This window comes from Pseudomonas sp. 14A (assembly GCF_018132745.1).
GTDB lineage: Bacteria > Pseudomonadota > Gammaproteobacteria > Pseudomonadales > Pseudomonadaceae > Aquipseudomonas > Aquipseudomonas mercuritolerans.
In genome coordinates this window covers 183,320-197,202 of record NZ_JAGRQJ010000010.1, presented here as the reverse complement: position 1 = coordinate 197,202, position 13,883 = coordinate 183,320, and the positions used below count along the sequence as shown (strand labels likewise).

Annotated in this window: 14 protein-coding genes; 7 read left to right on the top strand and 7 right to left on the bottom strand. The window is 61.1% G+C overall.

Annotation, left to right across the window (positions count from 1 at the left end; all coding sequences use genetic code 11):
* Nucleotides 1–70 precede the first annotated feature (70 nt).
* Nucleotides 71–235, bottom strand: a complete 165-nt coding sequence (locus PS14A_RS11085; protein ID WP_165368399.1) for a hypothetical protein — start codon at nt 233–235, stop codon at nt 71–73.
* A 99-nt stretch (nt 236–334) separates the two neighbouring features.
* Complete coding sequence (locus PS14A_RS11080) at nt 335–589, bottom strand: DUF465 domain-containing protein (RefSeq protein WP_016774470.1); 255 nt, start codon at nt 587–589, stop codon at nt 335–337.
* Between the two features lie 204 nt (nt 590–793).
* On the opposite strand from PS14A_RS11080, the gene PS14A_RS11075 reads away from it, so the two are divergent.
* The gene (locus PS14A_RS11075) at nt 794–1,315 is read left to right on the top strand and encodes a DUF4142 domain-containing protein (protein ID WP_016774469.1); all 522 of its coding nucleotides are present in this window, start codon (nt 794–796) and stop codon (nt 1,313–1,315) included.
* 55 nt (nt 1,316–1,370) lie between these two features.
* Here PS14A_RS11075 and PS14A_RS11070 read toward each other — a convergent pair whose 3' ends face one another.
* Nucleotides 1,371–1,634 carry a hypothetical protein gene (locus PS14A_RS11070; protein ID WP_212616299.1) on the bottom strand — a complete coding sequence of 88 codons (264 nt, stop codon included), beginning with the start codon at nt 1,632–1,634 and terminating at the stop codon, nt 1,371–1,373.
* Nucleotides 1,635–1,894: 260 nt separating this feature from the next.
* Between PS14A_RS11070 and PS14A_RS11065 the strand changes: the two genes are divergently transcribed.
* The 6 genes from PS14A_RS11065 to PS14A_RS11040 are packed head-to-tail and all read left to right on the top strand — an operon-like array spanning nt 1,895 to nt 7,323.
* Nucleotides 1,895–2,746, top strand: coding sequence for an STAS domain-containing protein (locus tag PS14A_RS11065; protein ID WP_130909935.1), 852 nt, complete (start codon nt 1,895–1,897; stop codon nt 2,744–2,746).
* 2 nt (nt 2,747–2,748) lie between these two features.
* Nucleotides 2,749–3,111 (top strand): STAS domain-containing protein, encoded by a 363-nt coding sequence (locus PS14A_RS11060; protein WP_016774466.1) that lies wholly within the window; start codon nt 2,749–2,751, stop codon nt 3,109–3,111.
* Nucleotides 3,108–3,512, top strand: coding sequence for an anti-sigma regulatory factor (locus PS14A_RS11055; RefSeq protein WP_016774465.1), 405 nt, complete (start codon nt 3,108–3,110; stop codon nt 3,510–3,512). The genes PS14A_RS11060 and PS14A_RS11055 overlap by 4 nt, the downstream gene beginning before the upstream one ends.
* Nucleotides 3,509–4,522 carry an ATP-binding protein gene (locus PS14A_RS11050; RefSeq protein ID WP_212616298.1) on the top strand — a complete coding sequence of 338 codons (1,014 nt, stop codon included), beginning with the start codon at nt 3,509–3,511 and terminating at the stop codon, nt 4,520–4,522. Before PS14A_RS11055 ends, PS14A_RS11050 begins: the two co-directional genes overlap by 4 nt.
* Nucleotides 4,515–5,390 (top strand): ATP-binding protein, encoded by an 876-nt coding sequence (locus PS14A_RS11045; RefSeq protein WP_212616171.1) that lies wholly within the window; start codon nt 4,515–4,517, stop codon nt 5,388–5,390. Before PS14A_RS11050 ends, PS14A_RS11045 begins: the two co-directional genes overlap by 8 nt.
* Nucleotides 5,380–7,323 carry a response regulator gene (locus PS14A_RS11040; RefSeq protein ID WP_212616170.1) on the top strand — a complete coding sequence of 648 codons (1,944 nt, stop codon included), beginning with the start codon at nt 5,380–5,382 and terminating at the stop codon, nt 7,321–7,323. The genes PS14A_RS11045 and PS14A_RS11040 overlap by 11 nt, the downstream gene beginning before the upstream one ends.
* Before the next feature lie 600 nt (nt 7,324–7,923).
* Here the strand turns inward: PS14A_RS11040 and PS14A_RS11035 are convergent.
* The 4 genes from PS14A_RS11035 to PS14A_RS26610 form a co-directional block, all read right to left on the bottom strand.
* Nucleotides 7,924–10,557: an excinuclease ABC subunit UvrA gene (locus tag PS14A_RS11035; protein WP_212616169.1), complete on the bottom strand. Its 2,634-nt coding sequence runs from the start codon at nt 10,555–10,557 to the stop codon at nt 7,924–7,926.
* A gap of 38 nt (nt 10,558–10,595) precedes the next feature.
* A complete protein-coding gene (locus PS14A_RS11030; protein WP_137213421.1) occupies nt 10,596–12,707 on the bottom strand; it encodes a PAS domain-containing hybrid sensor histidine kinase/response regulator in 2,112 nt (703 codons plus the stop codon).
* Nucleotides 12,708–12,842: 135 nt separating this feature from the next.
* Nucleotides 12,843–13,532 carry a GntR family transcriptional regulator gene (locus tag PS14A_RS11025; RefSeq protein WP_016774461.1) on the bottom strand — a complete coding sequence of 230 codons (690 nt, stop codon included), beginning with the start codon at nt 13,530–13,532 and terminating at the stop codon, nt 12,843–12,845.
* Complete coding sequence (locus tag PS14A_RS26610; RefSeq protein WP_249121249.1) at nt 13,529–13,807, bottom strand: hypothetical protein; 279 nt, start codon at nt 13,805–13,807, stop codon at nt 13,529–13,531. The genes PS14A_RS11025 and PS14A_RS26610 overlap by 4 nt, the downstream gene beginning before the upstream one ends.
* Nucleotides 13,808–13,883 lie beyond the last annotated feature (76 nt).

Genomic DNA, 13,883 nt, shown 5'->3' with positions numbered 1-13,883 from the left:
GAGCAGGCTCGCTCCCACAGGGGAAACGAATTCCAAATGTGGGAGCGAGCCTGCTCGCGAAGGCAGTCTGTCAGTTGCTGGACCGGTCGAACTTCTCCGGATCTTCATCCTCCGGCAATTCCTTTACGGTTTTTTCCGGATGCGCTGTGGTATGCGCCGGGCTGTTCGGTTCAGGGCGGGTCGGAATCGGGTCGAAGCCGCCCTGCTCTTCACTGGGGAATTTCGGATCGTTCATAAGGCACCTCGCAACGAGTCGATGGTTTGCAGACTCTGCACATTGGAGGTGCCGTGGGTGGTCGCCGTTCCCTTCGGATGGCGACCACGGGTCAGGTAACTACTGACCGGTCAGCGGCTGCCCGGCCAACCGGGCGACGATCTGCTCCTTGACGATCACCCGCTTCTCTTTGAGCTTCTTCAATTCGTCGTCACTGGGGGCGTCTGACTGGGCGTTCTCGGCCTCGACCACTTCAGCATCCACCTCGAAATACTTGTTGAGCAGCGAATCCAGCTTCGCATCCTCGGAGCGTTTTTGCTCGATCTCTTCCTTCTTGCACCCCAGGTCCTGATACAGATCATGTGAAACCGGCATGAAACACCTCCATCAAATTGATCGACAACCAGCGCGACCGATGCGCTGACTCGTTATCAGCATGGCCTTGCGCAATGGCTTCTGTCGACACCCTGTCAGACCAGCGGTTGCCGTTCGTCGCCCTGTCGTAAATGCGATAAAACCTTTGGCTTGTGCCTTCGCTCCATTGGATAACGCTCACAAAAACCTGCGTGGAGATACCCAATGGACGGATTCAACCTGCGTCATCTCGCTCTGGCTGTTGCACTGTCTGCCGGCATGGGCAGCGCCTTTGCCGCGACCGACAACGATTTTGTCGATAACGCCGCCGCCGGTGGCATCGCTGAAATCGAAACCAGCCGCCTGGCTCTGGAAAAAAGCCAGTCAGCAGACATCAAAGCCTTTGCCAACCAGATGATCACCGATCACAGCAAGGCCAACGATGAGCTGGCGGCGATCGCCAAAGCCAACGACATCGAAGTCCCGGACACCACCACCCTGGTCAAACAGGCCAAGGAAAAGATTCTCGACATGCGCGATGAATCCTTCGATGCGGCCTATGCCAACAACCAGGTCAAGGCTCATGAAGAAACCATCGAGCTGTTCAAGAAACAGGCGAACACCGTGACCGATGACAAGGCCAAAGGCGCCACTGAACTGAAAGCGTTCGCGCAGAAGATGCTGCCAGCGCTGGAAAAACACCTGGCCCACGCCAAAGAGCTGCAAGCCAAACATCCGAGCAAGTAACCGCCCGGCAATAAAAAGGCCGCATCCTCGATGCGGCCTTTTTGCGTTTCAGCGATCAACCGCCATCGGTGTCGATATCGGCGTCGGTGCTCTCGCCCGGTTCAGGACGGTCCGGGTCAGGCTTGAAGCCGGGGCTGAAATCGTTGCTGTTGTCATTGTGATGCTGCTTCTGATCGACCTCGGCAGCCGCGCTGTCCGCCTGTCCTTGTTCAGCCGGCGCGGGGGTATTTTGTCCCGGTGCCTGCGGGTCGATGGCCGGGTCGTTGCGGTTATTTGACTCTGAGGACTGATTTTGCTGTTGCGGCGCTTGCTCGTTCATATCCACCTCATTCATAGTCCTGCCTCCTTCTTCCAGCACGACTGGAAAACGTCGGGCATGCAGATTCGAAGCCTGACGCCGTAGATTCGTTCAAAACATCGTTGCCTGCTGCCACGCCGACTAGAGTTAGCGGGGCGTTCGACGCGGCAGGCAGAAAAATTCGCCGCTGGGTGAACAACTATTTCAAGCGGCAAATGTCAGTCAATTCGCGCCGGTCATTTCGCTGACCCGGCACCATTACGTAACGGAGCGACACGCACATGGCAGCACTGCAGAACAGCACAGTTGAAGCAATCAGAAACAACCAGGCTCAACTGCTGAGCGAATGGACCAAACGCCTCGAAGCCAGCGGTGCCACGCGCAATCTCAAGGAACACGACCTCGCTCAGCAAACCCGCGACTTGCTCGGCCTGCTGCTGGCCGGTCTGGAAAACGGCAACGGCAGCAAGATTGCCGCCGCAGGCTGGGAAGACACCCGTCAGTTTCTTGAAAAGCTGTCGCAGAGCCGCGCCCTGCTCGGCCAGGATTCCCAGCAAACCGCCAATTTCATCTTTGCCCTGAAGGGCCCGTTGTTCGCCCTGCTGCAAAACCATTATCAGGACCAGCCGGCACTGCTCGCCGAGCAACTGCTGGAAGTTTCCGAACTGCTTGATACGGTCGGCATGCACACCATCGGCACCTTCCAGAAATCCCGCGAAGCGGTGATCAAGCGTCAGCAGGAAGAATTGCTGGAACTGTCGACGCCGGTGGTCAAGCTGTGGGATGGCGTCCTCGCCCTGCCAATGATCGGCACCCTCGATTCGCAACGCACCCAGGTAGTCATGGAATCGCTGCTGCAACGCATCGTCGACACCGGTTCCGAGATCGCCATCATCGACATCACCGGCGTGCCGACCGTCGACACCCTGGTCGCCCAGCACCTGCTGAAGACCGTGACCGCGATTCGCCTGATGGGCGCCGATTGCATCATCAGTGGCGTGCGTCCGCAGATCGCCCAAACCATCGTTCACCTGGGTCTGGATCTGCAAGGCGTAGTCACCAAGGCCAATCTGGCCGACGCATTGAAACTGGCCTTGACCCGCTTGGGTGTCAGCCTCGTCAAGACGGCTTGACCATGGAACGTATTCCGATTCTTCAAATGGGCGATCTGCTGCTGGTGACCATTCAGGTCGACATGCATGACCAGCTCGCCATGACCCTGCAGGACGATCTGTCCGAGCGCATCAGCCGGACCTCGGCCCGTGGTGTGCTGATCGACATTTCCGCACTGGACATGGTCGACTCGTTCATCGGGCGCATGATCGGCACGATTTCCGGATTGTCGAAAATCATGGACGCCGAAACCGTGCTGGTCGGCATGCAACCGGCGGTGGCGATCACGCTCGTTGAGCTGGGCATGACCTTGCCGGGCGTCAGCACCGCCCTCAACGTCGAACGCGGGATGAAACTGCTGCAGGATCGAGTACGCCTGCAATGACCGTACGCAGCAGTGGTACTCAACCCATCCTGATCGAACAGGACGTGGTACTGGCGCGCCAGACCACGCGCAAGCTCGCCACCGAATGCGGCATGCGCCTGATCGACCTGACCAAACTGGTCACCGCCGTCAGCGAGCTGGCGCGTAACACCATGGTCTATGGCGGCGGCGGCGACATGGACTGGCAGATCCTCGAGGAAAACGGCCGGGTCGGTTTGCGCATCACGTTCCGCGACGAAGGCCCGGGCATCCCCGACATCAAACTGGCGATGACCGACGGCTGGACTTCCGGCAGCGGACTAGGCCTCGGCCTGACCGGCGCCAAGCGCCTGGTCAATGAATTCGAACTCGACACTGAGCCCGGCAAAGGCACGCGCATTACGATCACACGATGGACATGAATATCACCGGGTCGTTGACCCAGGTTCTGCCGATCGAGGACAGCAGCCAGATCGGCCACGCCCGGCGCACCGCGCAGAAACTCGCCGAGCAGCATGGCTTCGACGAAAACGATGCCGGCCGCGTGGCACTGGTCGCGACGGAACTGGCGAGCAACGTGCTCAAGCATGCCCAGCGCGGCGAGTTTCACCTGCGTGTGCTGACTCGGCCGGATAATGGTTTCGGCATCGAAATGCAGACCGTGGATCGGGCGCAGGGCTTTGATCTGGATGCCTGTCTGGCGGATGGCTTTTCCACTGGCGGTACGCAGGGCATCGGCCTCGGCGCCGTATCTCGGCAAACCAATGTCTTCGATGTCTACGCCGACCACCGTGGCGCGGTGTTGCTGACGCGGATCTTTGCGCGCAGCGATCGTCAGGCCGATATCCGCTTCGGGGTCAGCCAGCATTCGCTGCATGCCGATCCGGCCTGCGGTGACGTCTGGCATCTGGCGTATGAAGGTTCGCGGATCAGCGCGCTGGTGGTCGATGGCCTCGGCCATGGCGAGGACGCCGAACGTGCCGGCCTGGCCGGGGCTCAGGCATTCGCGCGGGCGCCGTTTGCCGATCCTGTGGTATTGATGGAAGACCTGCATCAGGAAATGCTCGGCACCCGCGGCGGCGCGGTCGCTTTCGCGCAATTCGACAGCCAGCGCGATGGCCTGACGTTCGCCGGTGTCGGTAACATTGGCGCCAGTCTGCTCGAGGCTGGCAAATCCCGTGGCCTGGCCTCGCACCCCGGTATCGTTGGCGGGCAGTACCGTAAAGCCAAACCCTTTGACTATGCTCACGTGAACGGACATTTATTGATCATGTACAGCGACGGCTTACAGTCCCGTTGGAATCTCAAAGACTACCCCGGCCTGGTGCATCGCCATCCGTCCGTGATAGCCAGCGTCCTGCACCGCGACTTCTGTCGTGGCCGCGATGACGTGACGGTACTGGTCGTTGCTCTGGAGGCCGCCCATGGCTGAATCGACTACCTTGAGCCATGCCGAACAGGCGGCGCTCATCGCTCAGTTGCAGCGCGAAACCACTGCCCTGCGCGAAGAGCTCGATGAAACCAACCAGGGCGTGCTGGCGCTGTACGCCGAGCTCGACACTCAGGCTGAAGAACTGCGACAGGCATCGGATCTAAAGAGCCGCTTCCTGTCATACATGAGCCATGAATTCCGTACACCACTGGGCTCGATCCTGAGCATCAACAGTCTGCTCGCTGACGAACTCGACGGCCCGCTCAGCCCTGAACAGCACAAGCAGGTGGCCTTCGTCAGCACCGCTGCCCGCGAGCTCAGCGACATGGTTGATGACCTGCTCGATCTGGCGAAGATCGAAGCCGGGCGCATCAGCATCTCGCCGGCCTGGTTCGACATGTTCGACCTGTTTTCGGCCCTGCGCGGGATGTTCCGGCCAATCGTCGATGCTTCGGCGGTGGATCTGATCTTCGAAGAGCCGCTGGGCCTGCCGCGCCTGTATACCGATGACAAGAAGCTCGGGCAGATCCTGCGCAACTTTATTTCCAACTCGCTGAAATTCACCACCCGTGGCGAAGTGCGCGTGTCGGCGCGACTGGAAGGTGAAGACAAGGTGCGCTTTGCCGTCAGCGACACCGGCATCGGCATCGCTGCCGAGTTGCATGACACACTGTTCGAGGACTTCTCCCAAGTCGATTCGCCATTGCAGAAGCGTCTGCGCGGCACCGGTCTGGGCCTGTCACTGTGCAAGCGTTTCGCCGCCCTGCTCGGCGGTGAAGTCGGGGTCGAGAGTACGCCGGGCGTGGGCTCGACGTTCTTTGTCATCATCCCGCTGGCAATCGCTCTGGAGAACGTCGATGAATCGTGACATCCGCCTGTTGATCGTCGATGACAACGTCGCCACCCGTTACGCCCTGCGTCGGCGCCTGGAGCGCCACGGCTACACGGTGCTCGAAGCCGGCACCGGCAGCGACGGCCTGGCCCTGATCGAGAGCGAAGCCCTCGATGCGTTGATCCTCGACGTCAACCTGCCGGACATGAGCGGCTTCGACATCGTCCGCCTGCTGCGCGCCGACCCGGGCACCGCGCTGTTGCCGGTGATTCATGTGTCGGCGGCGTCGATCCAGACCGGCGACATCATCACCGGTCTCAACGCCGGCGCCGACGCCTATCTGATTCACCCGGTTGACCCCGATGTGCTGCTGGCGACGCTGCGTACCCTGCTGCGGGTGCGCGACACGGAGAATGCCCTGCGCGAAAGCGAGGCACGTTTCCGCGAGATTTTCGCCAACGTCTCGGCGCCGATCGCGGTGCTCGATGCCAGTCTCAAAGTGCATGAATGCAACCATGCCTTTGCCCAGTTGATCGTCGATAACCGCGACGCGCAGGCGCTGCGTGAATGCTTCGCCGATGATCAATCTTCGATCCTCGATGAACTGCGTCTGCGTCTGGTCGACGGCGAGCGCTGGAAAGGCACGCTGAACATGCGCGTGCAGGGCGAGATTCGCGAGACGCAATGGCAGATTTCACCTTATCGCACACCAGAACTGAGCCTGGTGTTCGTCGAGGATGTCACCGAGCACCGCCACCGCGAGCGCTCGCATCTGGCGCGGCTGGACGACACCACCACGCAGCTGGCCAAGGAAGTCGCCGAACGCGTGCATGCCGAAGCGCAATTGCTGCAAGTACAGAAAATGGATGCACTGGGCAAGCTCACCGGCGGTATCGCCCACGACTTCAACAACCTGCTCACCGGGATCATCACCAGTCTGGAACTGATCCAGAAACGCGTGGCCGATGAGCGTCTGGACAAGGTGCAGTTCTACACCGAAGCAGCGCTGAACTCAGCGATGAGCGCGGCCTCGCTGACCCATCGTCTGCTGGCATTTGCCCGCCAGCAGCCGCTCGATACACGGCCGGTGGACATCAACGAGCATGTCCGCTCGCTGGAAGAATTGCTGGTGCGCACCATCGGCGAGCGCATCACCCTCAAGCTGGAACTGACCAACAAACCGGCGATTGCGCTGGTCGACCCGGTACAGCTGGAAAGCGCCGTGCTCAACCTGGTGATCAACGCCCGCGACGCCCTGCCCTCCGGCGGCAATATCTGGGTCAACACCTACGCCGCCTATTCCCACGGCGATCCGAATCTGGCCGATGGTGCGTACGTGGCGCTGTCGGTACGCGACGACGGTACCGGCATTGAACACAACGTGATCGACAAGGTGTTCGAGCCGTTCTTCACTACCAAGCCGCTGGGCCAGGGCACCGGGCTTGGTCTGTCGACGATTTACGGTTTTGCCCGTCAGTCGGGCGGTGATGCGCACATTCGCAGCGTCGCCCGGCGTGGCACCGAAGTGACCATCATGTTGCCCGGCACCAACGACCCGACCGGGGCCGACGCGCCTGTGCCTGTGCCTGATGCCAAAGGCAGTGGCGAGCATGTGCTGATCGTCGAGGACATGGCCACGGTGCGCTTGTTCGTTACCGAAGTGCTGGAAGATGCCGGTTATCGCTGCACACAGGCGGCTGATATCGAGTCGGCGCTGGAGCGCTTGCAGAACGATCCGTCGATCGATCTGCTACTGACCGACGTCGGCCTGCCGCGCATGAGCGGCCGTGAACTGGCGGATGTTGCCCGTGGCTGGCACGAAGGGCTGCCGATCCTGTTCATGACCGGCTACGCCGAAACCGCGCTCAACCGCCAGGTCTTCCTTGGCACCGGCATGGACATGCTGGTCAAACCGTTCCAGATCAGCGAACTGCTCGACAAGGTCCGCCGCACGCTGGATGGCGCCTGAACTGACACACATCCCCCGTATAGGAGCGAGCCTGCTCGCGAAAGCGTTCGTCCAGTCAGCTCATCTGCGACTGACATTCCGCTTTCGCGAGCAGGCTCGCTCCCACAGGGGATCTGGTGTGTGACGACCTGTCTGGGTACACCATTCAAAACTGTGGGAGCGAGCCTGCTCGCGAAGGCGTCCGTCCAGTCAATTCATCTGCGACTGACATTCCGCTTTCGCGAGCAGGCTCGCTCCCACAGGGGGTCTGCTGCGTTACCACTTTATTGGGTACAGCCTGCAAAACTGTGGGAGCGAGCTTGCTCGCGAAGGCGTCCATCCAGTCAGTTCATCTGCGACTGACACACCGCTTTCGCGAGCAAGCTCGTTCCCACAAGGGGTCTGCTGCGTTACCACTTTATTGGGTACAGCCTGCAAAACTGTGGGAGCGAGCCTGCTCGCGAAGGCGTTCGTCCAGTCAGCTCATCTGTGACTGACATTCCGCTTTCGCGAGCAGGCTCGCTCCCACAAGGGTATCCGGGGATGGCCACCTTTCTGGGTACAGGCTGCAAAACTGTGGGAGCGAGCCTGCTCGCGAAGGCGTTCGGCAGGTCGCTGCCATCATCGGCTCAAAGCCCGAGCCAGAAACGGCGCAGTCTTGCTCTTCGTGCTGGCGGCGACTTTCTGCGGTGTGCCGGCGGCGACTATCCTGCCGCCCTGATCGCCCGCTCCTGGGCCGATGTCGATGACCCAGTCGCTCTGCGCGACGACACGCATTTCGTGCTCGACGACAATCACCGTGTGCCCCGCCGTCACAAGCGTATCCAGCTGCTCGAGCAATCGATCGACATCTCGCGGATGCAATCCAGTAGTCGGTTCATCCAACACATACAAGGTCGCGCCACGCTGACTGCGCTGCAATTCGGTCGCCAGTTTGATCCGCTGCGCCTCGCCACCGGACAATTCCGTGGCCGGTTGCCCGAGACGCAGATAACCCAGACCAATATCGCGCAGCACCTCCAGCGAACGTCGAATCCCCGCCTGCTCGGCAAACACCGACACCGCTTCATCAACCGTCAGTTGCAGCACCTGGGCGATGCTCAAGCCCTGCCAGAGAATCGCCAATGTCTGCGGGTTATACCGCGCGCCGTGGCAGGTTGGGCACGGCGCGTACACGCTGGGCATGAACAGCAATTCCACACTGACAAAACCTTCGCCCTCACATGTGGCGCAACGGCCTTTGGCGACGTTGAAAGAAAACTGCCCGGCGTCATAGCCCGCCGCTTGCGCCTCGGGTGTCGCGGCAAACAGCTTGCGCACGTTGTCGAACAGCCCGGTATAGGTGGCCAGATTGGAACGCGGTGTACGCCCGATCGGTTTCTGGTCCACCTGCACCAGCCGTTTGATCGACTCCAGGCCGGCGCTGATCTGCCCGGTGCTGGGCGGCGGCGTGTCATCTTCCAGGCTCGGTTCTTCTGACTCTGCCTCGGCCACCGGACGGCCCAGCTGCGCGCCGACCAGTTCCAGCAAGGCCTGACTGACCAGACTCGATTTGCCGGAGCCAGACACCCCGGTCACCGAGGTGAAACAGCCCAAGGGGAATTCGGCGCTGAGATTATTCAGGTTGTTGCGCGTCACGCCGTCCAGCTTCAGCCATCCGCTCGCCTTGCGCGCGGCGCGCTCAGGGCGTTGATTTTCGGCAAACAGATAGGCGCGGGTCTGCGAGTCTGCAATATCAGCAAGTCCCGCAGGCGGACCGCTGTACAACACGCGGCCGCCCTTTTCGCCCGCCGCCGGGCCGACGTCAATCAGCCAGTCGGCACGGCGCATGGTTTCGACATCGTGCTCGACCACAAACAGCGTATTGCCGTCAGCCTTCAAGCGCTGCAACGCCTCGAACAGCGCCTCGCCATCCGCCGGATGCAGACCGGCAGACGGTTCGTCCAGGACATAAATCACCCCGAACAGCTGCGAACCCAATTGCGTGGCCAGGCGCAAACGCTGCAACTCGCCCGACGACAGCGTCGGCGTACTGCGTTCCAGCGCCAGATACCCCAGGCCGAGATCGGTCAGGGTGCTGACCCGCTCCAGCAAATCCTCAGCAATGCGTTGCGCCGCCAAGCGTTTTTCCAGCGACAGGTTCGGCGTGTGGCGCACGTCCGGCGCGCTGGCATGCCCGCTGGCGCCATGGGCGACCCGCTGCTGACGCGCCTCGCGAGTTTGCGCATGGCTGAGGGTGTCGCCGCTCTCCTCAGTCTGTTCCAGATAATTCGCCGCCGCTACCGGCCGCAGCACTTCGGCCACTTGCAGCAACGGCATCTGCGACAACTCGCCAATGTCGTAACCGGCGAAGGTCACCGACAACGCCTCGCGCTTGAGCCGTTTGCCCTCGCACAATGGGCACGGGCTGCCGCGCATGAACTGTGAAACACGCTTCTTCATCAGCGCACTTTGCGAGTGGGTGAAGGTGTGCAGGATGTAGCGTCGGGCGCCGGTGAAGGTGCCCTGATAACTCGGTTCCATCTTGCGCTTGAGGGCGACGCGGGTTTCTTCCGGGGTCAGCCCGGCGTACACCGGCACCGTCGGCGTCTCTTCAGTGAAGAGAATCCAGTCGCGCTGCTTTTTCGGCAGTTTTTTCCACGGAATGTCGACATCGATGCCCATGGTCACCAGGATGTCGCGCAGGTTCTGCCCCTGCCACGCCAAAGGCCAGGACGCCACGGCGCGCTGGCGGATGGTCAGGTTCGGGTCCGGCACCATCAGCGCTTCGGTCACTTCATAGACGCGGCCAAGTCCGTGACACTCCGGGCAGGCGCCCTGCGGCGTATTCGGTGAAAAGTCTTCGGCATACAACATCGGCTGCCCCGGCGGGTAACTGCCGGCGCGGGAATAAAGCATGCGGATCAGGCTCGACAGCGTCGTCACGCTGCCCACCGATGAACGCGCACTGGGCGTGCCACGCTGCTGTTGCAAAGCGACGGCGGGCGGCAGTCCTTCGATGGAATCGACATCCGGCACGCCGACTTGATCGATCAACCGCCGCGCGTACGGCGCCACCGATTCGAAATACCGCCGCTGGGCCTCGGCATACAGCGTGGAAAATGCCAGCGACGACTTGCCCGAACCGGAGACGCCGGTGAACACCACCAGCGCATCGCGCGGAATATCGACATCAACGTTCTTCAGGTTATGTTCGCGGGCGCCGCGCACGCGAACCATGCCGGCGGGTGCTTTGGAATTGCGCTTGGAAATCATCGGCCTGCCTTGATTGAAAAACTGGGCAGCGCTCGGCATCAGGTGCCGAGCACCTCGCAAATCATCTGCAGTAAAGCTTGCGGGCTGTAGGGTTTGCCGAGCAGATGCGTATCGGGGCTGAGCTGGTGGTCGCGGGAAATGATGTCGCGGGTATGCCCGGAAGTGAACAGCACCGGCACCGGCGGCGTCTGCACCTTGGCCCACGCGGCCAGATCGGAACTCTTGATCAGCCCGGGCATGACCACGTCGGTGAAGATCAGATCGATGTCGATGCCTTCCAGCAACATCTGCATGGCCACGTCGCCATTGCACGCGGTCATCACCCGATAACCTTCTTCGCGCAGCAACTCCACCGCCGAAGCGCGCACGGCGTCATTGTCTTCCACCACCAGAATGGTTTCGTGGCCACCGCTCTTGCGTTCGCAGACACTGGCGGTCTCTTCGCGAACCGGACGCAGACTGCGCGGGAAATACAACTGCACCCGCGTGCCTTCGCCGAGCTTGCTGTCGATCTCGACGTGGCCGCCACTCTGTTTGACGAAGCCGAAAACCATGCTCAGACCGAGGCCGGTGCCCTGGCCGTCGGCCTTGGTGGTGAAGAACGGTTCGAAGACCTGTTCCAGCATTTGTGGAGCAATGCCCACGCCGGTGTCGGTGACCGCCACGCGAACATACTCACCGGCCGCGATGCCCTTGCCGGCACAGTATTCACTGTCCAGACAGACATTGGCGGCACTGAGGCCGATGACGCCCTCGCCCTTCATCGCGTCGCGGGCGTTGATCGCCAGATTGAGAATCGCGTTTTCCAACTGGTTGCGGTCGACGTTGATATGCCAAGGCTGCGGCGGCAGTTGCACGTCGATCTGAATGGTTTCGCCCAAGGCGCGTTGCAGCAACTCGCCAACGCCTTCGAAAATCTGCTCGGGGTTGCACACGGCGGGTGAAAGCGGTTGGCGGCGGGCAAACGCCAGCAGTTGCGAAGACAGTTTGGCACCCCGTTCGACCGCGGCCAGCGAAGCCCCGACCCGGCGCTGCACGTTGGCATTGTTCGGCTCATGCCGGGCCAGCAGGTGCAGATTGCCGGCAATCACTTGCAGCAAGTTGTTGAAGTCATGGGCAACGCCACCGGTGAGGCCGCCGATGGCTTCGAGTTTCTGCGACTGACGCAACTGTTCTTCTGCGGCCAGTCGCGCATCCACTTCGGCGGCCACGCGCTGTTCGAGGTTGCGGGTGAATTTGAGCAGCGACTCTTCAGCATTCTTGCGCTCATGAATATCAATAAGCACGCCGGGGAAGCGAAACGGCTTGCCTTGCTCATCGAACTCGCAGGCACCACTGGCCAGCACCCACAGATACTGGCCGTCAGCGCGGCGCACACGGTATTCGGCGTTATAGGGCTCGCCTGTGCGCACGCAATGGGCAACCCGCTCCTGCACCCAACGGTGATCTTCGGGATGAATGCGCGATTCGGCGATCTCTTGTTGCAGATCGCTCAGGTCCTGATCCGGCGGATAGGAAAAGGTGCGGGCGAAACGTTCGTCAGCGGAGAAGCGATTGTTCTTGATGTCCCAGACAAACGAGCCTAGCAGTGCGCCGGCATTCAGCGCCAGACGCACGCGCTCGTTGTCGGCGCGATAGGCATCTTCGGCCGCCTGGCGCAGGCGCTCGGAATGCACCAGTTCGGTGGTTTCGACCACCATCGCCATGACGCCGCCGGGCACGCCTTCGTCGTTGGCCACCGGGCTGTAATACAAATCCATCCAGACGTCTTCGGGCACGCCGTCGCGCAGCAATACCAGCTCTTTGTTGCGATAGGACAAGGTGCCGCCGGCCAGGCAGGTGTCGACGACGTGACGGTTGAATTCGGCGACTTCCGGCCAGCCCAGCTCAACCGGAACGCCGAGCAGATAGGGGTGGCGGCCACCGGCAAATTCGGAATAGGCGTCGTTGTAGATCATGTATCCGGCGTGGCCCCAGAGCATCACCATCGGCAACGGCGAAGCCAGCATCAGTTGCACGGTGTTGCACAGGCTGGCCGGCCATTCGGCGAGCGCGCCCAGTTCGGTGTGGCTCCAGTCGAACGCACGGATGCGCTCGGCCATTTCGCCTTTCCAGCCTTCACAACCGTGGCTTTCGGATAAAAACTGCATCGCCTGACTCAGTGTCCTTTTTTGCGGTTTTCCGATCTATCGCAACGCTACAACGACGCGACGCCCGTGTGTTTCGAGGCTGTGGAAACGCATTGGTTTCATCGCAGGTATAGCTGATTTGCGACGCAGAGCCATTCAGACGCCAATCAAGTGTTTGAGTGGGTGATAGCCGGTTTTCATTTTTGCCGCGACGTCGAGGATCGCTTTCTCGATTCCGTTGAGGTGCGTGCAGGTCAGTTCGATTGCGGCGCTCTGATTGCCGGCTTCGATGTACTCGAGCAAACGCAGGTGTTCATCGTCGCGGCAGGCTTGATGACTGTCGTCATCGAGCGCGGCGGCATACAGCGAGGCCCGGGAGATCAGCTTCTGGAACCAGTCGAGCAGTACTGGATTGTTCAGGCTGCGCGCCAGCTTTAGGTGGAATTCGCCGAGGAGATGGATCAGCCGTTCATGGTCGCCGGCCGCATGCGCGGCATCTTCCAGTAACAAGTGCTCGCGCAGGTCCTGCATGGCAACGCTGTCTTTACGCCGGCACAGTTCGGTGACGATGCCGATCTCGATCAGCCGCCGGGTTTCGAACAACGAACGCAGCTCTGCGTCACTGGGCAGCGACACCGATGCACCTTTGTTGGGCTCGGTGGTGACCAGACCATCGGCTTCCAACTGCTTGAGCGCAGCCCGCACCGAGGTGCGGCTGACATTGAACAGCTCGGCCAGCGAGGCCTCGCCCAGCTTCATGCCCGGGCGCAACGAACGCTTGCTGATCGCCGCATAAACCCCTTGGTAGACGCGATCGACCGTGGTTTCCAGCTTCTTTTCGCTCATTCGAACACTCCTTTGGCGTCGGGCAATTCATCCTGGCAGTGGCTGGCCATGGAGTTGATCGGGTTCCCGTACCAGTGTGAAGCGCAGAATATCTGCCTTCGGCCCAAAGATGCAGCCTTTTGATTTATCTCGATTTTGGATAGACAGCCAAAAACCTGTGGGAGCGAGCCTGCTCGCGAAGGCGGCGGCACATTCAACATCGTCATTGCCTGACACTGCGCTTTCGCGAGCAGGCTCGCTCCCACACTGATACGGGGCAGATCGACCATCTTCATCGCAACCAAATCCCTGTGGGAGCGAGCCTGCTCGCGAAGGCGGCGGCACATTCAACATCGTCATTGCCTGAACAAC

Coding starts and splice junctions, on each gene's coding strand:
- PS14A_RS11070 (WP_212616299.1), bottom strand. CDS start 1,634: ATGAACGAGCAAGCGCCGCAACAGCAAAATCAGTCCTCAGAGTCAAAT.
- PS14A_RS26610 (WP_249121249.1), bottom strand. CDS start 13,807: ATGAAGATGGTCGATCTGCCCCGTATCAGTGTGGGAGCGAGCCTGCTC.
- PS14A_RS11075 (WP_016774469.1), top strand. CDS start 794: ATGGACGGATTCAACCTGCGTCATCTCGCTCTGGCTGTTGCACTGTCT.
- PS14A_RS11080 (WP_016774470.1), bottom strand. CDS start 589: ATGCCGGTTTCACATGATCTGTATCAGGACCTGGGGTGCAAGAAGGAA.
- PS14A_RS11045 (WP_212616171.1), top strand. CDS start 4,515: ATGGCTGAATCGACTACCTTGAGCCATGCCGAACAGGCGGCGCTCATC.
- PS14A_RS11050 (WP_212616298.1), top strand. CDS start 3,509: ATGAATATCACCGGGTCGTTGACCCAGGTTCTGCCGATCGAGGACAGC.
- PS14A_RS11030 (WP_137213421.1), bottom strand. CDS start 12,707: ATGCAGTTTTTATCCGAAAGCCACGGTTGTGAAGGCTGGAAAGGCGAA.
- PS14A_RS11040 (WP_212616170.1), top strand. CDS start 5,380: ATGAATCGTGACATCCGCCTGTTGATCGTCGATGACAACGTCGCCACC.
- PS14A_RS11085 (WP_165368399.1), bottom strand. CDS start 235: ATGAACGATCCGAAATTCCCCAGTGAAGAGCAGGGCGGCTTCGACCCG.
- PS14A_RS11035 (WP_212616169.1), bottom strand. CDS start 10,557: ATGATTTCCAAGCGCAATTCCAAAGCACCCGCCGGCATGGTTCGCGTG.
- PS14A_RS11055 (WP_016774465.1), top strand. CDS start 3,108: ATGACCGTACGCAGCAGTGGTACTCAACCCATCCTGATCGAACAGGAC.
- PS14A_RS11065 (WP_130909935.1), top strand. CDS start 1,895: ATGGCAGCACTGCAGAACAGCACAGTTGAAGCAATCAGAAACAACCAG.
- PS14A_RS11025 (WP_016774461.1), bottom strand. CDS start 13,532: ATGAGCGAAAAGAAGCTGGAAACCACGGTCGATCGCGTCTACCAAGGG.
- PS14A_RS11060 (WP_016774466.1), top strand. CDS start 2,749: ATGGAACGTATTCCGATTCTTCAAATGGGCGATCTGCTGCTGGTGACC.